We start from the raw sequence: 20,873 nt of genomic DNA, 5'->3' as shown, positions 1-20,873 counted from the left end.
CCTACCATTTTCTCCGCGGTTCGGGCATCCTCCCGGCGGCCGGCGGCTCAGCCGGGGTCGGCCGTCGCGAGCGGGGGGCGGCGGAGGAGCTCGGCCAGGGCCTCGGCGAGCTTCTCGTTGGCGGCGGGGGTGAAGTGGCCGTCCGCGACGAAGTTCAGGCGGTTGGAGGTCGGGCAGATGGCGTTGGTATTGAACGCGAGCGCCCCGCGAGCCTCCACGATCGGCCCGAGGACGTCCTGGAGCCGGGAGCCGGAGGCCTGATCCTGGACCATCAGGACGAGCGGTCGTTTGCCGTCGGCCCGAGCCTGGTCGATGAACCGCCCGACCATCCCCTTGAGGGCCCGGATCGCCTCGGAATCCTCCAGGAAGCGGCCGTCCTCCTCATACAGCCCGGTGATCGTCTGCTTGTGGCTGCGGAAGAGGGCGCGTCGGATCATCCGGGCGAGCGACGATTCGTCCAGGAAGTTCTTCCGGAAGTAAAAGGGGCTGTAGTAGAGGTCCCACTTCAGCAGTTCGTCGATCAGCCGGGCCCGTCCCTCGGGGTCGAGCCAGGCCTCGCGGAACTCGGCCAGCGACCGCGCGGGGGGCTCGTGGGCGTCGAGGCCCTCGGGGGTCGCGAAATAGCGGCGATACATGAAGGGCTGGGGGGCCTCGAAGTTGCGGCAGGCGCCGTCGATGGTGAGGACGCCGCCGACGGACGAGTCCAGCACCGTGAAGACCACGACGTCGGCGTCGTGGCGGCCCCGGTCGATCTCGTACATCTCCATCACGTGATTGGGGGGCGCCGCCGGGCCGCCGATCTTGCGGACCGCGACTTTCGGCTCGGCCGCCTTGAGGGCTTCGGCCATCTGGTTGCTGAACGACATGCCGTAGAAGGCGACGAGGAGGTCGGCGCCGGGGGGACGCTCCTTCGGCTGGTCCTCTCCCGGCTGGGGGTCGGGCCAGCCGGCGAAGGCGATGGGCGCGGCCTGATCGTCGCTCTCCCCGATCGCGCGGTCGAGCTTGTCCTCGATCGAGCGGCCGTACTGGAAGTAGGCCTGGAGCGCCGAGGGGGCCGCCTGGGGTCGGCGGGGGGCGGGAACGCCCGGCTGGCCGCGACGTCGAGCGCCGCGAGGCACGCCAGCGTCCACGCCAGGGTCCGGGCCGCGTCGCCGCGACCCCCGCGTCCCGAGGCTTCCGGGAGTGGCGCGTCAGAACTGGAAGTAGATGAACTGGGTCGCGGCATTCGACGTCCCCATGACCAGGATGAAGAGCAGCAGGGCGTACAGCGCGCCCCGGACGGGGCTGGGGAGCGAGCGATAGAAGAGCCGCGTCCCGGCCGAGTACTCCAGGCACTCGAAGGCGATCAGCAGCGGCAGCCCGAGGACCCCGGCGGTCGTCGGCTTGGCGATCGTCGTGTGCAGGTCGAACGGGCCCGACAGCAGGATCCGCGTGTAGTCCACCACCTGCTCCAGCGAGCCGGCCCGGAACAGCATCCAGCCGTAGCAGGTCAGGACGAAGAAGAAGCCCGTGGAGAGCACCGCCCCGATGCGGCGGCCGAGGTCCAGCCCCCCGGCCGGCGACGGCTCGTCGAGGTCGGCCGGCCTCGCCCGGGGCGTGAACAGCCGATAGAGGCAGAGGATCGCCCCCTGGTAGGCCCCCCAGAGGACGAAGTTCCAGGCCGCCCCGTGCCAGAGCCCCCCCAGGAGCATCGTGATCATCAGGTTGCGGTAGGTGGCCCCCTCGCCCCCCCGGCTCCCCCCCAGGGGGATGTACAGGTAGTCCCGCAGCCAGCTCGACAGGCTGATGTGCCAGCGCGTCCAGAACTCGCTGGGGGTCCGCGAGAAGTACGGCAGGTTGAAGTTCAGCATCAGGTCGATGCCCAGCACCTTCGCGACCCCGCGCGCCACGTCGGTGTAGCCGGAGAAGTCGCAGTAGATCTGGAACGCGAAGCCGACCGTCGCCAGCACCACGTCGGCCCAGGTGGCGCTGGGGGCGTTGAAGACCGAGTTCACCGAGACCGCCAGGCTGTCGGCCACCGCGACCTTCTTGAACAGCCCGAACAGGATCAGGAAGCAGCCGCGGGTGGTCTGGTCCAGGTTCAGCACACGGGGCGTCGTCAGCTTCGGCAGCATGTGCCCCACCCGCTCGATCGGCCCGGCCACCAGCACGGGGAAGAAGGTCACGAACAGCGCGTAGTCCTCAAGGCTGCGCACCGCCTCCACCTTGCCGCGGTAGACGTCCAGCGTGTAGCTCATCGACTGGAACGTGTAGAACGAGATCCCCGCCGGCAGGATCACGTGCAGGTGGAGCGACTCCACCGGCACCCCCATCGGTTCGAGCATCCTCGCGAAGCTGTCGATGAAGAAGTTGAAATACTTGAAGAAGCCCAGCAGCGTCAGGTTGGCCCCGACCGTCAGCCAGACGCCGACCCGACGCCGACGATCCGCCTGCATGTTCGTGAGCGGGTAATACAGCAGGTTGGCCGCGAAGACCGCCGCGACGGTCCCGACCAGCACCGAGACGCCGAGCCAGTCGGGCGAGACCAATCGGCCCCAATCGACCGCGATCGTCCCCCAGGAGCCGGCCGCCGGCTCTCCGGGCGACCGGAACGCCGCCGGGTCGACCCAGCGCACGGCCTTCCAGTCCAGGGTCACGAAGAGGAGGCTGGCGAGGATCGTCAGCACCGACACCTTGAGGCGGTCGCGCCCCGGGATGCGGCCCGGCCCCAGGAGCAGGCCGCAGCAATAGTCCAGGGCCGTCGAGAGGACCAGGAGATAGAGGAACCGGATGTCCCACCAGCCATAAAAGAGATAGCTGGCGGCCAGGAGCATGCGGTTCTGGCCCCGCAGGTCCAGCAGGCGGTACAGGGCGTAGACGATCAGGAAGAAGACGAAGAATTCCGGCGAATTGAACAGCACTGCGCCGCCCTCGATGCCCGTTCGGTTGAAAACGTCCGATCCTCGCCCGCTTCGCGAAGGTGACCCGCGACGGACGCTCGCTCGGGGCCGTCCGGGACGCCGCCGAAGCTCGGCCCGGAGGCCGGGAGGGGATCGACCCGTCGGGGGGATCGACCGGCGGGATATCGTATTCTCCCCGCGTCTCGGCCCGCAAGCCGTATCCGAAGGGCCCGCCCAAGCCTAGAACGGCACCACCAGCCCGTCGAAGGCGAGCCGGACGTGCGGCGGCAGCATCGCGTCGACCCGGGCGTGGTCGAACTCGTGCGAGCAATGCGTGAACAGCGCCCGCCGGGGCTTCAGCCGCTCGACCACCCGGAGCGCCTCGTCCAGGTGGAAGTGCGTCGGGTGGGGGTCGAACCGGAGGGCGTCGAGGATCAGGACGTCGAGCCCCTGGAGCGCCTCGAAGGTCTCTTCGGGGATGCGGTTGACGTCGGTGCAATAGGCGAGGCCGCCGACCCGGAACCCCAGGACCTCGAACCGGCCGTGGTGGAGCCGCACCGGCAGGATCGTCTCGCCGAGGACCTCAAACGCCTTGTAAGGCACCAGCCGCTCGAAGTCGATCTTGGGGACGAAGCCCGGCGGCCAGGCCCGCGTCTCCTCGCGAAAGGCGTACGAGAAGACCCGCTTGATGTAGTCCTCGGTGTCGGCCTCGCAGTAGACCGGGACGGGGCCGCCGATCCACCTGGGGAACACGCGGGCGTCGTCCAGGCCGAAGAGGTGGTCGACGTGGGGATGGGTGTAGGCGATCGCGTGCACCCGCCGCACCCCCTCGCGCAAGAGCTGCATGCGCATCTCGGGGCCGGTGTCGATGAGCAGGTTCCCCGCCGGGAACGTCAGCAACACGCTGGGACGGGTCCGATTGTTGCGCGGGTCGTCCGACATGCAGACCGAGCAGTCGCAGCCCAGCACGGGGACGCCCGACGACGTCCCGGTGCCTAGGAAAGTCAGACGCCGTTCCGACGCGATGGGGCTCTCGATCAACCGACTCATCCTCCTGGACCTGGCGCGTCCTCCCGACGCCGGCCGAGCGCCGCGGGCGGCCTGATTCTACCTTCCCGCCCCCTCCCCCGCGACCCAAACCCCGGTTCCGCCGCCGCCGTCTTGACAAACCTCCTCATCCAGGGTGGAATAAGACCCGTCAGACGCACCCGTAGCTCAATTGGATAGAGCGTTAGCCTCCGGAGCTAAAGGTTATAGGTTCAAATCCTATCGGGTGTACTCAGCGACAAAGCCGCACGCGGCCCAAAACACGACGGCCTCGGGAGTTGAAAGACTCCCGAGGCCGTTCTGGTTTCCAGTCCCAGGCGTCCGGGTCGCTCACTCGACGGAGGAGCGAAGCTCGGCGGCTCGGGTTTCGAGCTTGACGGCTTCGTCGGTCCGGTCGAGCTTCCGGAGCACGGCGGCGTGGTCGTCCAGGGCCGTCGCCAGTTCGCGAGGGTCGTCGGAGGCCTTCTCGAGGATGGCGACGGCGCGCTTGCCATAGGATTCCGCCTCGTCCCGGCGATCCAGGGCCAGGCAGACGCGGCTCAGTTCGCCGGCGCAGCGGGCGACGTGGGGATGGTCGGCGCCCAGGTCGGCCTCGTACAGCGCCAGGGCTTTCTTCAGCAGCGGCTCGGCGTCGGCGGGCTTCTCCTGCGAGGCGTGGAGCCAGCCGAGGGCCTCGAGCGACAGGGCCACGTCGGGGTGACCGGCGGGGAGCGACTCCTCGCGGATCGCCAGGGATCGCTTCAGGAGCGGCTCGGCCTCGGCGTACTTCTTCTCGTCGATGTAGAGCAGGCCGAGGTTGTGGAGGGTCGAGGTCAGCTCGACCGATTTCGGGCCGTCGAACTTCTCGCGGAGGGCGAGGGCCCGCTTGTAGAAGGCCTCGGCCTCATCGAACTTCCCCAGTCGATGATCGACGGCCGCCAGGTTGTCGATCGCGGCGGCGACGCCCACGCCCCCGGCGCCCTCGGCCTTCTCCGCGGCGGCGAGGCAGCGGATGTAGAGCGGCCGCGCCTCGGCCGGCTTGCCGGCCGCCTCATAGACGGCGGCCAGGGTGTTGAGGCTGTCGGCCATGGCGGCGTCCGTCGCCAGCGACTTCTCGCGGATGGCGAGGGCTTCCTTGGCCAGCGGCTCGGCCTCCTCGCATCGTCCTTCGGCGCAGTAGACCCAGGCCAGATGGTCGAGGGTCAGGGCCAGCCGGGCGTCTCCGGGGCCGAACGCACGGGCCTGCTCCTCGGCCGACTTCAACAACGTCTCGGCCGCTTCGATCCGGCCTTCCTTGTAGGCTTTCCAGCCGGCGTCCTGGTCGGCCTTCCAATCCGCGGCCCGCGCCGGGCCTGCGGCCAGGACGCCGACGACGACGACGACCGAAAACCCGATGACTCTCGCTCGCTTCATTCCGATCCCCTTTCCAACCATTGCGATTCGATCTCGGTGTCCATTTCCAGGCTTCTCGTCCGCGGGGAGGGTCGCGTCAGCTCCGGGAGCGGAGCCAGGGGCGATGGGACGGGACTCGGTTGCCCGTGGCCCAATTCCGGGAGCCAGGGCCGACGCTCCGGCCGGCGGCGGGGGCGGAAGGCCGCGCCTGGGTCGGAACGGTCAATCGCGGCGCGACGGCCGGGGCGGGCACGACGCCGGGGACCGCGTAGTAGCCGAGCCCCTGAGGACCGTAGCCGTAGATGTAAGGAGCCTGCGCCGGGGCCTGGAACGCCGCGGCCCCTGCCAGGGCCGCGGTCCAGACGGCCAACGCCGCGACGGGGAGGGATCGTTTCACCAGCGACGACCGAATCTTGAGAGGCATGACGTTCACCACCCTTTCGGGATCGCTCCAGCCGGAGCTACAGACCGAGGCGCGATCCCGGATCACCTCGGTCCGATCGGCACCCTCATGGAACGAACGGCCGCCCGACGTCGGGGCCTGGCCTGCAAACGCCCCGCCAACCACGGCAGGATCGGGAGCACGAGAATCCTCGGGATGAAGTCCAGGGTCGGGATCGATTCGGGTCGACGTTCCGGGTCGGATACGAGACCTCGGCGGTTCCGACGCATGAACCTTGAGGAGGATCGACCACGACCCCGGTGGAGAGATGTCCGGGGCGGCGGGAGATCAGGGGGAATCGCCAGGGGGAATCATCCGCGGGCGTTCGACCGGCGGGAGCGACTGGGCTTCAGAGGTTTCCGGGCCGTGAGCTTCGCCGAATCGGACGCCGTCGCATGAGTCAACCCATATCTATCGATCCGCCGGAGAGGTGAATCCGGACTCATCCTAGAGCACGGACCGAGACGACGCAAGCAGGTGTCGCATTTGAAGCTCGACGCGGCGGGGAGGCCCGCCCGAGCCTCGTCCGCGAGCGAAATTCCCCGCTTGTGCGGGAACGGCTTTACGAGTAGGGTGCCGGGCGATTCCGGGGGCCGGGCGGGCCTATTCACGTCAAACCTCGCATGCCTGGACGGGAATCTCAAGAACGGGCGGGAGGCTCGTCGATGGGATCGAACGCGATCCTTCGTCGTCGGCGTCTTCTCACTCTCGATATCTGAGAAGGTCTGCGCGACGACGCGCCGTCCTGATAGGAGCCGAATGGTCGTGATCCGGGCCTGGACATGGGCGACGAGCCTGTTCGGATTCGTCCTCCTGGCCGCGCCCGGGGACCCGGCCCGGGCGCAGGCCCCGCTCGCCGACGCGCCGGGCGCGTCGGCCCCGAGCACCGCCGCTTCGAAACCGGCCACGACCGTCGAACAGCTCGCCGAGCGGCTCCGCGCCATGGAGGAGATGAATCAGAATCTCGCGCGAGAGCTGGAGAGCACGAAGCGGGAGCATCAGGAGCAGATGGGCCGAATCCTGGAGCGATTCGAGGCGCTCCAGGCACGACCGGACGCGGACGGCCTGGAGCCGGAGCCGGCGGAGCCCGACATCGGGGAAGCTCCATCCAGTAACGGGGACGGCCGCGACGACGTATCCTTCGACCCGGTGCCGGACTATACCGAAGGGCAGTTCGCCCCCTTCACGCCGGCCCCCGGGTACAGGTCGTCGGACATCAAAAGCGGCGGCAAACGGGCGCTGCGGGGCGTGTTCGGCCCCGGATTCCAGTTCCAGACCAAGGACGAGGAGTACCGCCTCCAGATCCATTACGAGTCCCAGATCGAGGCGCGGATCTGGTCTCAAAGCGATCAAACGCCGGCCAACAGCGGCATCTTCCTGCCTCGCCAGCGGATCTTCTTCTCGGGCAACATCACCAAGCCGGTCGAGTACGAGCTCGCGGTGAATCGGGGCTCGGGCGGCACGTTCAACCTGCTCAACGCTTTCATCAACCTGCATTTCAACGACCGCTTCCAGTTCCGGTTCGGCCGCTTCTTCACCCCCCTCCCTTATGACCAGTACGCGATCTCGAATTACTGGCTGCCGACCCCCGAACGGTCCCTGTTCACGACCAATCTCAGCCTGAATCGCCAGTTCGGGCTGATGGCCTGGGGCTATCTCTTCGACAAACGCCTCGACTATGCGGCGGGGGTCTTCAACGGCTCTCGCAACTCGTTCGAGAGCCTCGACAACGGGGTGGATTTCGTCGCGTATTTCAACGCCAGGCCGTTCCAGCAGTCCGAGGCGCTGGAGTTCGCCCGATTCCTCAACGTGGGCAGCTCCGTCGCCTTCGGCCGCCAGGACCAATCCCCCGTGCCCCTGTCCTTCCGCATCGGCGGGGGTTCCCCGAACACCGACAGCCCGGGAGCCGGCACGACCCCCTTCCTGATCCTCAATCGCGACGTGGTCGAGCGTGGGGACCGATTGCTGGGGTCCGTCCATGCGGCCTACTTCAACAGGGGCCTGTCGCTGATCGGCGAGTGGCAGTACGGCTACGGGAGTTATGCGTCCGCCGCCCGTCCGTCGGGGGATCCCGTCCCGTTCTCGGGGTTTTACGTCACCGGCGGCTATTTCCTGACCGGCGAGCACGTCGAGCAGCGGTCGCGGCTCTACCCCAAGCGTCCCCTGATCCCGACGAAGAAGGGGGGGGCTCGCGGCATCGGGGCGTGGGAGCTGGTGGCCCGCGCCAGCGAACTGCGACTCGGCGAGCAGATCTTCTCTTCGGGGTTCGCCGATCCGAACCTCTGGTCGAACCGGGCCGCCACGACCGAAGTCGGCGTGAATTGGTACTGGAACGAGTACATGAAGATCTACGGATTCTGGCTGCACGGCGAGTTCGGCGACCCGGTCTTGTACCGGCCCGGGGGCCTGCAGAAATCGGCCGACATGTTCTGGCTGCGATTCCAGCTCTATTTCTGATTTCTCGCCCTTCCGACCCCGTCCGGCGGAATCGAAATATTTTGGAATGAGGACGATTTACACCGGATGAAGCGGGCGTTATCGTATGCCGCCAGGGATCACACGTCTCGACACAGGCCTGTCACCGCGACACGGTTCGTCCCGACGATTCGCGCGATCCTCGGACAGGCCGGCGAGCCCCCCGGCCGGATCGAAAAGGTGGATGTCATGAGAGCCGGCCGCCCCACTTCGCGTCGCGAGTTCGTGAAGCAGACAGCCCTGACGGCCGGCGCGGCGAGCCTGGCCGCGTCCGGCGCGACGGCCGCCCAGCCGTCGCCCGACGCCGACGCCGTGCTCGCCAAGCTTCTCGAAGGGAACGCGCGGTTCATCAAAGGACAGCCGTCGCTGATGTCGCGGCGCAGGCCGTCGGACTTCGCCGCGCTGGCGGAAGGCCAGGCCCCCACGGCGATCATCGTCGCGTGCGCCGACTCGCGGGTGGCTCCGGAGCTGATCTTCGACCAGGGCGTGGGCGACCTCTTCGTCGTCCGCGTGGCCGGCAACGTCGTCAGCGGCGCGGGGCCGATCGTGACCGGGAGCGTCGAATACGCGGTCGCCGAGCTCGGCACGCGATTGATACTGGTGCTCGGCCACAGCAAGTGCGGCGCGGTCAAGGCGGCCATCCAGCACATCGAGGCCGACGACGCCCTTCCCGGCTCGATCCACGACCTCGTCCACCTGCTCAAGCCGGCCGTCCTCGACGCCAAGGGCCAGCCCGGCGACAAGCTCGACAACACCATCAGGGCCAACGTCCGGCGCTGCGTGGGCCAGTTGCGGGCCGAGGGCCCGATCCTCGCCGAGACGGTCAAGTCCGGGGGCCTGAAGGTCGTCGGCGGCGTCTACGACCTGGCCACGGGGAAGGTCGAGATCCTCGACTGAACGGACGAGCGGCGGGCTTCGACCTTCGCCTCTCAGTTCCCTGGGGACGCACCACGATGAAATGGCAGCCGGATCGCGATCCTGCGGCTTTCGCCCTCGCGGCCGCGCGGGGCGTCGGGCAGGTCTTCTTCCAGGATAACGCCGCCACCGGGGCCTTGTTCCTGCTGGGCATCGCCTGGAGTTCGCCCCTCATGGCGGCGGGGGCGATCGTCGGCGCGGTCCTCGGGACGGCGACCGCGCGACTGCTGAAATTCGACGACGCGGAGACGACGGCGGGGATCTACGGGTTCAACGCGACCCTGGTCGGGATCGCCTCGCTCTTCTTCTTCCGGCCCGGGGCGGCGAGCCTCGGGCTGCTGGTCGTCGGCTGCGTGGCGGCGACCCTCCTGACCCGCGCCCGCCTCCCCTTCCCGACCTACACCGCGCCGTTCATCGTCACGACGTGGGCGATCTTCTTCCTGGGGACGGCGATGGGCGCGGAGCGGGTCGTCCACCCGGGCCCCGCCGACGTCGCGCCCTGGGTCGGGGCGGTCCAGGGGGTCAGCCAGGTCATGTTCCAGGCCGACGTCGCGACGGCGGCCCTCTTCCTGGCGGGCCTGGCGGTCGGCAATTGGCGGCACGCCGCCTGGGTGCTGGCGGGGTCGGTCGTGGGCGCGATGGTGGGGGGCTGGCACGCGACCGGGGCGTCCCGGCTGCTCGACCCCGAGAGCCTGGTCGTCCGGCCGCTGTTCGAGAACATCGCGCTGGGGCTGTACGGCTACAACGCGACGCTGGCGGCCGTGGCGCTCTCGCTGTGGCGACGGTCGTCGATCCCGCCGCTGCTGGGGATGCTGCTCGCGGTGCTGCTGACCGATCTCGTCCCCCTCCTCGGCCTCCCCGCGCTGACCGCGCCGTTCGTCCTGGCGACCTGGCTGGTGCTGGCGCTCGGCAAGCTCGACGAGACGTTCCTCGCGGACCGAGGGGCGAAGGTCGCTTGAACCGACGACCCGCGGCGGTCGCCGACGCCTCCTCCCCATCCACTCCCCCGATTTCGAGGTGACCGAGCCATGAATCTCTCGCCGCAGGAACGCGACAAACTTCTGATCTTCGTGGCGGCCCAGGTGGCCGCGCAGCGCAAAGCCCGAGGGCTCAAGCTGAACGTGCCCGAGGCGACCGCCTTCATCACGGCCCAGTTGCTCGAGATGGCCCGGGACGGCAAGTCGGTGGCCGAGATCATGAGCGCCGGGCGCGAGATCCTGGGCCGCGACGACGTGATGGAAGGCGTCCCCGAGATGGTCTCGATGATCCAGGTCGAGCCCACCTTCCCCGACGGGAGCAAGCTGGTCACGGTCCACGACCCCATCCGCTGAGCGTCGCCGAGCGAACCCACCCCGTGCACGTTGCGAGGCCGACCATGATCCCAGGCGAATACTTCTTCGACGGTCCCGAGATCGAACTCAACGCCGAGCGCCCCACGGTGACGATCACCGTGAACAACACCGGGGACCGGCCCGTGCAGGTCGGATCCCATTACCACTTTTTCGAGGTCAATCGCGAATTGGTGTTGGATCGGGCCAAGGCCTACGGGATGCGACTCGACCTGCCCAGCGGGACCTCGGTCCGCTTCGAGCCCGGCGACGTCAAGGAGGTCCGATTGATCCCCTACGGGGGCCGTCGCAAGGTCTTCGGGTTCAACGGCCTGGTGTCGGGCCGGCTGGACGAGCCCTACATCCGGGAGACCAGCCTCAAGCGATGCCTCGACCAGGGATACGGGAACGAGCCTTCGTGAGCGGGCCCCCCGCCGGATCGCGCCTCTGCTCGAGTCGAGCGTTCGCCTCCACCTCCGAGGACCCAGGAACATGAGCGTCAAGATCTCCCGGCAGGCATACGCCAAGAAGTACGGGCCGACGGTCGGCGACCGCATCCGCCTGGCCGACACCGAGCTGATCATCGAGATCGAGCAGGACTACGTCGACTACGGCGAGGAGTCGATCTTCGGCGGCGGCAAGTCGATCCGGGACGGCCAGGATCAATGCCCGGTCGTCGACCCGATGGGCCCGCCCCACTGCGACCTGGTCATCACCAACGCGGTGGTGCTCGACTACTGGGGGATCGTCAAGGGAGACATCGGCATCCGCGACGGCCGGATCGTGGCCGTGGGGAAGTCGGGCAACCCGCTGACCCAGAACGGCGTCGACCCCCGCCTGGTCATCGGCCCGGGGACCGAGATCATCGCGGGCGAGGGGCGGATCGTCACCGCCGGCGGCATCGACACCCACATCCACTTCATCTGCCCGCAGCAGATCGAGGTCGCGATCGCCTCGGGGGTCACCACGCTCATCGGCGGCGGCACCGGCTCGGCCACCGGCACCTGGGCCACCACCTGCACCCCCGGCCCCTGGAACATCATGCGGATGCTCCAGGCGTTCGAGGGCCTGCCGATCAACGTCGGGGTCCTGGGCAAGGGGAACGGCAGCCTTCCCAAGGCCCTGGAGGAGCAGGTCAAGGCCGGCGCCTGCGGCCTGAAGCTCCACGAGGATTGGGGCACCACCCTCGCGGTCATCGACACCAGCCTGAAGGTGGCCGACGCCTTCGACATCCAGATCGCCATCCACACCGACACGCTCAACGAGTGCGGATTCATCGACGACACGATCAAGGCGATCGACGGCCGGGCCATCCACAGCTTCCACACCGAGGGCGCCGGCGGCGGCCACGCCCCGGACATCATCAAGATCGCCGGGCTGCCCAACGTCCTGCCGTCGAGCACCAACCCGACCCGGCCGTTCACGGTCAACACGATCGACGAGCACCTCGACATGCTGATGGTCTGCCATCACCTGTCGCGGAGCATCCCCGAGGACGTCGCGTTCGCCGAGAGCCGCATCCGGGCCGAGACGATCGGGGCCGAGGACGTGTTCCACGACCGCGGCATCATCAGCATCATGAGCTCCGACTCCCAGGCGATGGGCCGGATCGGCGAGGCGATCGTCCGGTGCTGGCAGACCGCCCACAAGATGAAGGTGCAGCTCGGCGCCATGGCCGAAGACACCGCCCGGAACGACAACGAGCGGGCCAAGCGCTACGTCGCCAAATACACGATCAACCCGGCCGTCGCGCACGGGATCTCCGACCACGTCGGCAGCATCGAGCCCGGCAAGCTGGCCGACCTGGTGCTGTACGACCCGGCCTATTTCGGGGTCAAGCCGTTCCTGATCCTCAAGGCGGGGATGATCGTCGCCGCCCAGATGGGCGACCCCAACGCCAGCATCGCCACGCCCCAGCCGGTCTACATGCGTCCCCAGTTCGCCACCCTCGGCCGGGCGCTGTCGAAGTCGTGCTTCAACTTCGTGTCGCGGGCGTCGCTCGAGGCCGGGATCGTCGAGCGCTACGGGCTCCAGCGCGAGACCCTGGCCGTCGAGGGCTGCCGCACGATCGGCAAGAAGGACATGAAGCGGAACGAGGCCACCCCCGAGATCCGCGTCGACGCCGACACCTACCAGGTCTACGTCGACGGCGAGGCGGTCGGCAGCGACCCGCTCGCGGAACTCCCGATGGCCCAGCGTTACTTCCTGTTCTGAGCCGAGGTCGAGGCATGAACCTGCGGCTCCTCCAGATGTCCGACTCGGCCCTGCCGATCAGCGGCTACACCCATTCCTGGGGCCTCGAAGGCGCCCTCGCCCGGAGATTGGTCCACGACCCGGAGAGCCTCGAACGCTGGATCGCACTCTGGCTCCGGTCGTCGCTCGGCCCGCTCGAGGGGGTCCTGGTCGCCTCGGCGCACCGGGCGGCCCTGGCGGGCGACGCGGCCGAGCTGGCGGCGCTCAACGAGCTGGCCGACGCTTCGATCGTCCCCCCCTCGATCCGCACCGCCGGTCGGGAGATGGGCGAACAACTGCTGGGCCTGGGGCGGACCTGGACCTGGTCCGCCCCAGGCCTGGCGACGCTCCTCGGGCCGGCGAGCGACGGCCCCCGGGGCTGGCATCATCCGATCGCCTTCGGGATCCTGGGCGCGCTCGCCGGAGGCGAGGGCGCCGAGGTCCTGACGGCGTATCTGCACCAGGCGGCCCTGGGGATGATCGGCGCGGGCGTCCGGGCCATCCCGGTCGGCCACACCCACGGCCAGCAGATCCTGGCCTACCTCCACGACGGCCTTCGCGCGCTCGCCGCGGACCTGATCGATCGCGACCCCCGGACGGCCGGCGGCGGCTGCCCCTTCTACGAGATCCTTTGCGATGAACAGACTCGACTTTACGCGCGCATGTTCCGCTCTTGACCCGCCGCCCGAGATCTCGGGATCCGCGGCCCGGCCGCGGCGTCGGTTCCCTAGATCCGCGGCCGTCCTCCACGGCGATCACGGCCACTCTCACGACCACATGGGGAAGCCCGGCCCGGCGCGCTACGCCGGGCCGTCGCGCCAGGTCTTCACCCTGGGCGTCGCCGGCCCGGTCGGATCGGGCAAGACGGCCCTGCTGGAGACCCTCTGCCGCGCCCTCTGGCCGGCGATCAACCTGGCGGTCGTCACCAACGACATCTACACCCACGAGGACGCCGAGTTCCTGTCGCGCCGCGAGGTCCTGCCGGTCGAGCGCATCGTCGGCGTCCAGACCGGGGGCTGCCCGCACACCGCCATCCGCGACGACGCCAGCGCCAACCTCAGCGCCGTGGCCAACTTCCAGCGCCAGTTCCCCGGCCTCGAGATGGTGATCGTGGAATCCGGGGGCGACAACCTCACCGCCGTCTTCTCGCGCGAGCTGGCCGACCGTTTCATCTTCGTCATCGACGTGGCCGAAGGGGACAAGATCCCCCGCAAGGGGGGCCCCGGCATCTGCAACAGCGACCTGCTCATCATCAACAAGACCGACCTGGCGCCCCACGTCGGCGCCGATCTCGACGTGATGCGCCGCGACAGCCTGAGGATGCGCGGCGAGCGCCCGTTCCTGATGGTCAGCCTCCGCGAGAAGGAAGGCGTCGAGGAGGTGATCCAGTGGGTGCGCGAGCAACTCGCATCACGTCCGACGAATTCCTGACCCCCCCCGAGTTCCTCGACGCCGTCTCCACCCACCACGCCGCCGCCCGGGTGGGCGGCGCGCGGATCGAGCTGGTCGCCGTCGGTGGCGAGACGCGATTGGGCGCCTGCTACCAGCAGATCCCCGTCCGCGTCTTCCCGCCGTTCGCCCTGGAGTCCCCGTCCCAGTCCCAGTCCCGGTCGGTCGCCCTCCTCTACCTGATCAACCTGACCGCCGGGCTGATGGACGGCGACGCCCACCTGATCGAGATCACGGCCCGGAGCGGGGTCTCCGCCGTGGTCACCGGCCAGTCGGCCACCCGGATCCACCCGGCGCTGGCCAGCCACGCCACCCAGCAGTGGGCCGTGACGGTCGAGGACGACGCCTGCCTGGTGGTCCTTCCCGGGCCGGAGATCCCGTTCCGAAACGCCCGCTACCATCAACGCGGCCGCATCGAGATCGCGCCCGGCGGCCGGCTGATCTGGGGAGACGTCTGGCTCGCCGGCCGCTATGACCGAGGCGCCCTCTCGGAGCGGTTCGTGTTCGATCGGATCGTCCAGGACGTGGAGTTCCGGCGGGGCGGCCGGCTGATCTACCGCGACCGCTTCCGGTGGGACGGCCCGTGGTCGGCCGAGGAGGCCGATTGGTACTTCGGGGGGCGCCTGGCCACGGCCGGGCTCTTCCTCGCCGGCCCTCCCCCCGGCCCGGAGATCCTGCTCGACCCCGGCCCGAACGTCCTCCGGTCGGTCTTCCCGCTCGGAGACGAGGCGACCTGCATTCGGTGGTGCGGCCCCCCCACGGCCGTCACCGCCGACCTGGCACGCGTCGCCCTGCTCACGGCCGCGAGCTGGACCCACGGCCCCGGCTCGCCCGCCTGGCTCCTCGGCTCGAACGAACTCGCCCCCAATCACTGGTTCTCGACGCCCGTCAGCTCCCCACAGGGCGGGGCGGGCGAGGCGTCGACCGATGAAGACGAGGCCGGGAAGGAAAAGGAAAGCGTAGGCGAAAACGGGAACGGGAACGGCGACGGGAGCCGGAACGGGGACGTCGCCGACCGCGCCCCGGTCGGCGTCAGAACTTGACCAGGAAGCTGACGCCGCCGGTGAGCTGGCTGAAATCGGTGTGAGCCCCGTTGGTCCCGAAGGCCGGGGCGCCGGCGAAGTCGCCCCGGATCTCCGGCCGGATGTCCAGATACTTGACCGGATGCCAGTTGAGCCCCAGCGTCACCGCCGCGTAGTCGGTGTCGATCCCGGTGCGCGTCCCCTTGACGTCGGCGAACCACTCGCCGCGCGCCAGGCCGTCGAGCTTGTCGGTCAGGTGGTAGATCCCGATGGTGTAAACGCCGTACCACGACCCGGTGCCGACCGGGGTGTTCCGATCCCAACCCATGTTGGACTGGACGATCTGCGTGAACCGCTGGCTCCAGTTCTGCTGGACGCGGAGTTCGACGGTCGTGTTCTGATCGCCGGCCAGCCCCGGCGCGGCGAAGATGGCGTTCGGCCCGGTGTAGACCGAGGCCGTCAGCCGCGTCTTCTGCTCGTCGGTCAGCCAGTAGTTCACCTGGCCGATGTAGCAGAACGAGTGGGCGCTTCGCATGGTGAAGAACGTGTTGGCGCCCAGCGTCATGCCGTTCCAGAACTCCAGGCGCTTCGTGACGTTGAGGTTCGTCAGGAAGCCGGTGAAGGCACCGTCCTGCGAGTAGAAGAACTGGTAATCGCTGGAGTAGAACGGCCGGTACGGGGCGAGGAAGCCGTTGTACCCGATGATGGTGTTCATGCGGCCGACCTTCACGTCCATGCCCCCCTCGGTCAGGATCGGCAGGTGCGCGGAGAGGTAGAGGTCGCGGAAGTCCTGGCTGAAGCGCTGGTTGGTGATGGTCGAGCCGATGCCCCCCTTGGGCTGGCCCAGGGCCGCGTCGGCGCCGGCGAAGTAGCGGATGTTGAACCCGAAGTTGAGGCCGTCCTGGTGGAGCGGCTTCTGCAACACCAGGCCGATCTGATTCAGCAGGAATTCGTTGCCGAACCGGTTCTGTCGAGGCTCGACGGAGAGCAGCCCGGGACCGGTCGAGGCGCCCGTGTATCCCCCCTCGACCCAGCCGAACGCACGGATGCCGCTGTCGCCGAACGCCCGCTGCAAGCCGAGCTGGTCCATCAGGAATCGGACGTCCGAGACCGGCGTCGGCCCCAGTCGCTCCGACAGGTCGAACCCCGGCGGGAGGTCCTCGGCCGTCTCGGCGGGCAACGACTCCGCTTCCAACCCCCTCCCCGTGACGACCGGCTGCTGCGTCGGCTGCGGCTGCGGCCCTGGAGCCTCCGCCGGCGCGAATTCCTGAGCGCGGAGCGTGGTCGTCGAGATCATCGCCGCGCACGACGCCAACAGGATGACTCGTTTGGACATCGGATCGACCATTCCATTGGATCGAGGGATGAGGGCCCGCCGATTCCTTCGGCGCGGCGTCCTGGGCGGACCACGCACATCGCCCATCTGCTGTAATACGTAATCGCCTTGATGGCTCGCCTTTGCCAAGGGTCGGGGATCGAGGCGATTCGGCATGACCTCCCGTTTTATCGTCCGCCCATCTTCATGCGCTTTAGCGCGAACCGGAGGGTTCGGCGAGATGCAGCGATCATCGAGGCCGAAGGCGACGGCTCCGATCGAGGGATGGAAGTCCGTGGAGCCCCCCGCCCCCTCCCCCGCCGCGTCGACCGATGGATGCTGGCGTCGGCCGGGTCGGGTGAGCTATCCTGAATTCCATTCGCATCCTGGCGCGACAGGGCCGAACGCCCCGACGCTCCCGCCCCCGATCCCGCCCGCGAGGCCCGAGGTCGTCGAAGAGGAGTCCGCGCATGCTCAAGCTCAACGGCGAGGGGAAGACCTCGACCTGCGACGGGACGACCCGTCGCGACTTCCTCCAGGTGGGGACCCTGGGGGCGATCGGCTTCGGCCTCCCCCACTGGTTCGCGGCCAGGGCGGCCGGCGCCGTGCGGCCCGAGGCCGACGACCGCTCGTGCATCATGATCTTCAACCTCGGCGCGCCCAGCAACATGGACCTCTGGGACATGAAGCCCGACGCCCCGGCGGAGATCCGAGGGCCGTTCAAGCCGATCGCGTCCCGATCGTCGGCGATCCAGTTCTCCGAGATCCTGCCCCGGCACGCCCAGATCGCCGACAAGATCTCGCTGGTCCGGTCGGTCCACCACGGCGGCGCGGCGGTCCACGACGCGGGCTGGCAGATGATGCAGACCGGCCGGCTGTTCTCGGGAGGGGTCAACACCCCGCACATCGGGTCGGTCGTCAGCTATCTGAAAGGCCGGAAGACCGACCTGCCGCCGTTCGCGGTCCTGCCCGAGCTGATGGGGAGGGGCGGCGGCAACCTGCCGAACGGCCAGGCGGCCGGGTTCCTGGGCAAGGCGCACGACCCGTTCTCGCTCAACGCCGACCCCTCGAAGCCCGACTTCCGCGTCCCCGACCTGCTCCCCCCCAAGGAGATCGGCAGCCTGAGGCTCGACCGCCGTCGCAAGATCCGCGAGCTGGTGGACGACGCCGTCGCCACGTTCGAGGCCTCCGAGGACGCCTCGCTGCTGGACGAGGACTTCCAGTCGGCCTTCCGGCTGATGACGAGCCCCAGCGCTCGCGAGGCGTTCGACCTGTCCCGCGAATCCACGGCGACCCGCGAGCGCTACGGGATGACCCGGCTCGGCCAGTCCTGCCTGCTGGCGCGTCGGCTGGTCGAGAGCGGCGTGCGGTTCGTGACCGTCAACGCGTTCCTCACCGTCTTCGACGAGATCACCTGGGACATCCACGGCTCCAAGCCGTTCACCTCGATCGAGGGGATGCGCGACATCGTCTGCCCGATGTACGACCAGGCGTATACCGCGCTCATCGAGGACCTCGACCGCCGGGGCCTGCTGGACGCGACGCTGGTCTGCAACCTGGCCGAATTCGGCCGGACGCCCCGCGTGAACCCCGCCGGGGGCCGCGACCACTGGCCGAACTGCTACACGGTCGGTTTCGCCGGGGGGGGCGTCCAGGGGGGGCGTGTGGTCGGGGCCAGCGACCCCATCGGGGCCGTGCCGGCGGACCGCCCCGTCGGACCGGGCGACGTCGCCGCGACGATCTTCCACAGCCTGGGCCTGGACCTGGAAGCCATGCTCCCCGGCCCGGCGGGACGCCCCTTCCCGCTCGTCGACTTCGGTTGCCGCGAGATCCGCGAACTCTTCTGATCGTCCCTCCCGCCCGACGCCCCCAGCCGAGGTGAATCGGACCATGACCCGACCCTGGATCGCCCTCGCCGGGCCTCTCGCCGCCCTGGCCGCATGCCTGACCGCCGCGCGTGGGGAGGAGCCGATCACGGTCCTGCCCGCCGCGATCGCTCTGAGCAGCCCGGAAAGCCGCCAGCGCCTCATCGTCCAGGAGATCGAGCGGGGCGAGCCCGGCCGCCAGGTCGTCGAGGGGATCGCGTGGTCGTCGAGCGCCCCGGAGGTCGTCGCCGTCGCCGACGGCCTGGCGACGCCCGTCGCCGACGGCCGTGCGACGATCACGGCGAAGGTCGGCGATCGGGTCGCCACGGTCGAGGTCGCGGTGTCGGGCCAGGGCCGGGCGTTCGACTGGAGCTTCCGCGAGCACGTCCAGCCGATCCTCGCGAAGCGGGGGTGCAACGCGGGCGCCTGCCATGGGGCGCTGGCCGGCAAGGGAGGGTTCCGGCTCTCGCTCCAGGGCTACGACCCCGACGCCGACTTCTTCAACATCGTCAAGCAGGACCGGGGCCGTCGCGTCGAGTTCGGCGACCCCGGCCGGAGCCTGATCCTGACCAAGCCGTCGGGGGCGATCGCCCACAAGGGGGGGCTCCGGTTCGCGACCGACTCGCTCGATTACCGCATCCTCTCGGGGTGGATCGCCGCCGGCTCCCCCCCGCCGACCGCCGACGACGCCCGGGTCGAGAGCCTGGAAGTCTCCCCCGAACGCTCGCTCCAGCGGGTCGGCCGGTCCCAGCAGATCCTGGTCCGCGCCCGGTACTCCAACGGCCGGACCGAGGACGTCACCCGATGGGTCAAGTGGTCGTCGTCCGACGAGTCGGTCTGCCGGGTCGACGAGCAGGGGAAGGCGCAGGTCGTCGGGCCCGGCGAGGGGGCCGTCGTGGCCTGGTTCGCCAGCAAGCTGGCCATCGCCAGGATCACGGTCCCCTACGGCGGCCGATCCGCGACGCCGCCGGACCAGCTCGCCCAGGATCGCAAGCCTCGCAACTTCATCGACGAGCAGATCGACCGCCAACTGGCGAGGCTCGACCTGCCGGCCTCTCCCCCCTGCGACGACGCCGAGTTCCTCCGGCGGGCCACCATCGACACGATCGGCCGAATCCCCACCGTCGACGAGGCGCGGGCGTTCCTCGCCGACCCTTCGGAAGCCCGCCGAGACGCGGTCGTCGACCGGCTGCTGGCGGCCCCCGAGTTCGTCGACTACTGGACCTACAAGTGGTCCGACCTGCTGATGCTCAACGGCGCGAGGCTCCGGCCGCAGGCGCTCAAGGCGTATTACCAGTGGATCCGCAAGCAGGTGGCCGACGGCGTCCCCTGGGACCGCTTCGTCCGCGAGATCGTCACCGCCTCCGGCGAGAGCGTCGAGAACGGCGCGACCAATTTCTACGCCCTCAGTCAGTCTCCCGAGGACATGACGGAGAACGTGAGCCAGGCCTTCCTGGGCCTCTCTCTGGGCTGCGCCAAGTGCCACAACCACCCGCTCGAAAAATGGACCAACGACCAGTACTACGGCATGGCGAGCCTGTTCTCCAGGGTCCGCGCCAAGGGCTGGGGGGGCGAGGGTCGGCAGGGGGACGGGCTCCGCACGCTCTACGTCGCCGAGTCGGGCGAGCTGGTCCAGCCGAGGACCGGCAAGCCCCAACCGCCGACTCCCCTGGACGGCCGACCTCTGGACTTCGACGACCCGGCCGACCGCCGCGCCGAGCTGGCGCGCTGGCTGACCGCCCCCGAGAACCCGTACTTCGCCCGCTCGATCACCAACCGCGTCTGGGCGAACTTCTTCGGGGTCGGGCTCGTCGAGTCGGTGGACGACATGCGGGTCACGAACCCGGCGAGCGACGAGACGATGCTCGCGGCGGCGGCGGCGTTCGTGGTCGAGAACAAGTTCGACCTCAAGGCGCTGATGCGGGAGATCCTCCGCTCGAACGCCTATCAGCGGTCGAGTGATCCGCTCCCCGGCAACGCGGCGGACCGCCGGTCCTATTCGCGAAGCTACCCTCGACGGATGATGGCCGAGGTCCTGCACGACGCCGTGGTCCAGGTCACCGAGGTCCCCACGGCGTTCGAGTTCATCGGCTTCCCCGGGGGCGATCGCGAGAAGACCGACTTCTACCCCCTGGGGACGCGGGCGATCCAGCTCTACGACGCCGCCGTCGAGAACTACTTCCTCCAGGCCTTCGGGCGCAACGCGCGGCGGATCGTCTGCGAGTGCGAGCGGTCCGACGAGCCGACGATGGTCCAGGTGCTCCACCTCGCCAACGGATCGACCCTCAACGAGAAGCTCCGCGCCCCGGGGAACCGACTCCAGAAGCTGATCCGGCTGCGTCGCGAGGGGATGTCGTCGGCGGCCTTGATCGACGAGCTGTACCTGTCGTGCCTGTCCCGTTACCCCAGGGCGTCCGAGCGCGACGCGCTGCTGGCCCTGCTGCCGGCCCCCGGCGACCCGTCCGAGGCGGAGGTCGTCGAGGATCTGTTCTGGGGCGTGATGAGCAGCCGTGAATTCCTGTTCAACCACTGA

At 69.2% G+C, this 20,873-nt stretch carries 17 protein-coding genes and 1 tRNA gene; 12 read left to right on the top strand and 6 right to left on the bottom strand.

Annotation, left to right across the window (positions count from 1 at the left end; genetic code table 11):
- Nucleotides 1–47: 47 nt before the first annotated feature.
- From VT85_RS12575 to VT85_RS12565, 3 genes are all read right to left on the bottom strand, one after another.
- Nucleotides 48–1,118, bottom strand: a complete 1,071-nt coding sequence (locus VT85_RS12575; RefSeq protein WP_068415505.1) for a hypothetical protein — start codon at nucleotides 1,116–1,118, stop codon at nucleotides 48–50.
- A 72-nt stretch (nucleotides 1,119–1,190) separates the two neighbouring features.
- Nucleotides 1,191–2,900 carry an MBOAT family O-acyltransferase gene (locus VT85_RS12570; RefSeq protein WP_068415503.1) on the bottom strand — a complete coding sequence of 570 codons (1,710 nt, stop codon included), beginning with the start codon at nucleotides 2,898–2,900 and terminating at the stop codon, nucleotides 1,191–1,193.
- A 219-nt stretch (nucleotides 2,901–3,119) separates the two neighbouring features.
- A complete protein-coding gene (locus tag VT85_RS12565) occupies nucleotides 3,120–3,929 on the bottom strand; it encodes an MBL fold metallo-hydrolase (RefSeq protein WP_068415500.1) in 810 nt (269 codons plus the stop codon).
- A gap of 154 nt (nucleotides 3,930–4,083) precedes the next feature.
- On the opposite strand from VT85_RS12565, the gene VT85_RS12560 reads away from it, so the two are divergent.
- Nucleotides 4,084–4,157: transfer RNA gene (locus VT85_RS12560), tRNA-Arg, on the top strand.
- A gap of 99 nt (nucleotides 4,158–4,256) precedes the next feature.
- On the opposite strand, the gene VT85_RS12555 is transcribed toward VT85_RS12560, so the two are convergent.
- Together VT85_RS12555 and VT85_RS12550 are read right to left on the bottom strand one after the other, a co-directional pair.
- Nucleotides 4,257–5,318: a tetratricopeptide repeat protein gene (locus tag VT85_RS12555; RefSeq protein WP_068415497.1), complete on the bottom strand. Its 1,062-nt coding sequence runs from the start codon at nucleotides 5,316–5,318 to the stop codon at nucleotides 4,257–4,259.
- Nucleotides 5,319–5,394: 76 nt separating this feature from the next.
- A complete protein-coding gene (locus VT85_RS12550) occupies nucleotides 5,395–5,721 on the bottom strand; it encodes a hypothetical protein (RefSeq protein ID WP_156512841.1) in 327 nt (108 codons plus the stop codon).
- Between the two features lie 777 nt (nucleotides 5,722–6,498).
- Between VT85_RS12550 and VT85_RS12545 the strand changes: the two genes are divergently transcribed.
- The 9 genes from VT85_RS12545 (at nucleotide 6,499) to VT85_RS12505 (ending at nucleotide 15,181) form a co-directional block, all read left to right on the top strand.
- On the top strand, nucleotides 6,499–8,196 hold the full coding sequence (locus tag VT85_RS12545; protein ID WP_068415483.1) for a porin: 1,698 nt from the start codon (nucleotides 6,499–6,501) through the stop codon (nucleotides 8,194–8,196).
- A gap of 207 nt (nucleotides 8,197–8,403) precedes the next feature.
- Complete coding sequence (locus VT85_RS12540) at nucleotides 8,404–9,111, top strand: carbonic anhydrase (protein WP_068415480.1); 708 nt, start codon at nucleotides 8,404–8,406, stop codon at nucleotides 9,109–9,111.
- Nucleotides 9,112–9,167: 56 nt separating this feature from the next.
- Entirely contained in the window at nucleotides 9,168–10,088 is a 921-nt protein-coding gene (locus VT85_RS12535) for an urea transporter (RefSeq protein WP_068415477.1), read from the top strand.
- A gap of 69 nt (nucleotides 10,089–10,157) precedes the next feature.
- Nucleotides 10,158–10,460, top strand: coding sequence for an urease subunit gamma (locus tag VT85_RS12530; RefSeq protein ID WP_068415474.1), 303 nt, complete (start codon nucleotides 10,158–10,160; stop codon nucleotides 10,458–10,460).
- Nucleotides 10,461–10,504: 44 nt separating this feature from the next.
- Nucleotides 10,505–10,879, top strand: coding sequence for an urease subunit beta (locus VT85_RS12525; protein ID WP_068415471.1), 375 nt, complete (start codon nucleotides 10,505–10,507; stop codon nucleotides 10,877–10,879).
- A gap of 70 nt (nucleotides 10,880–10,949) precedes the next feature.
- A complete protein-coding gene (ureC, locus tag VT85_RS12520; RefSeq protein WP_068415469.1) occupies nucleotides 10,950–12,671 on the top strand; it encodes an urease subunit alpha in 1,722 nt (573 codons plus the stop codon).
- 14 nt (nucleotides 12,672–12,685) lie between these two features.
- Nucleotides 12,686–13,366 (top strand): urease accessory protein UreF, encoded by a 681-nt coding sequence (locus VT85_RS12515; protein WP_068415467.1) that lies wholly within the window; start codon nucleotides 12,686–12,688, stop codon nucleotides 13,364–13,366.
- A 100-nt stretch (nucleotides 13,367–13,466) separates the two neighbouring features.
- Entirely contained in the window at nucleotides 13,467–14,120 is a 654-nt protein-coding gene (gene ureG, locus VT85_RS12510; RefSeq protein WP_068415456.1) for an urease accessory protein UreG, read from the top strand.
- Nucleotides 14,078–15,181 (top strand): urease accessory protein UreD, encoded by a 1,104-nt coding sequence (locus VT85_RS12505; RefSeq protein ID WP_068415454.1) that lies wholly within the window; start codon nucleotides 14,078–14,080, stop codon nucleotides 15,179–15,181. The genes ureG and VT85_RS12505 overlap by 43 nt, the downstream gene beginning before the upstream one ends.
- Here the strand turns inward: VT85_RS12505 and VT85_RS12500 are convergent.
- Complete coding sequence (locus VT85_RS12500) at nucleotides 15,171–16,496, bottom strand: outer membrane beta-barrel protein (RefSeq protein WP_197491244.1); 1,326 nt, start codon at nucleotides 16,494–16,496, stop codon at nucleotides 15,171–15,173. The two genes, VT85_RS12505 and VT85_RS12500, sit on opposite strands and share 11 nt — an antisense overlap.
- Nucleotides 16,497–16,945: 449 nt before the next feature.
- On the opposite strand from VT85_RS12500, the gene VT85_RS12495 reads away from it, so the two are divergent.
- On the top strand, nucleotides 16,946–18,322 hold the full coding sequence (locus VT85_RS12495; RefSeq protein WP_068415448.1) for a DUF1501 domain-containing protein: 1,377 nt from the start codon (nucleotides 16,946–16,948) through the stop codon (nucleotides 18,320–18,322).
- A gap of 43 nt (nucleotides 18,323–18,365) precedes the next feature.
- Complete coding sequence (locus VT85_RS12490; RefSeq protein WP_082858567.1) at nucleotides 18,366–20,873, top strand: DUF1549 domain-containing protein; 2,508 nt, start codon at nucleotides 18,366–18,368, stop codon at nucleotides 20,871–20,873.

Origin of the sequence: Planctomyces sp. SH-PL62 (assembly GCF_001610895.1) — a bacterium.
GTDB lineage: Bacteria > Planctomycetota > Planctomycetia > Isosphaerales > Isosphaeraceae > Paludisphaera.
The sequence above is the reverse complement of the archived record's forward strand: the minus strand, read 5'-3'. Positions and strand labels throughout refer to the sequence as shown.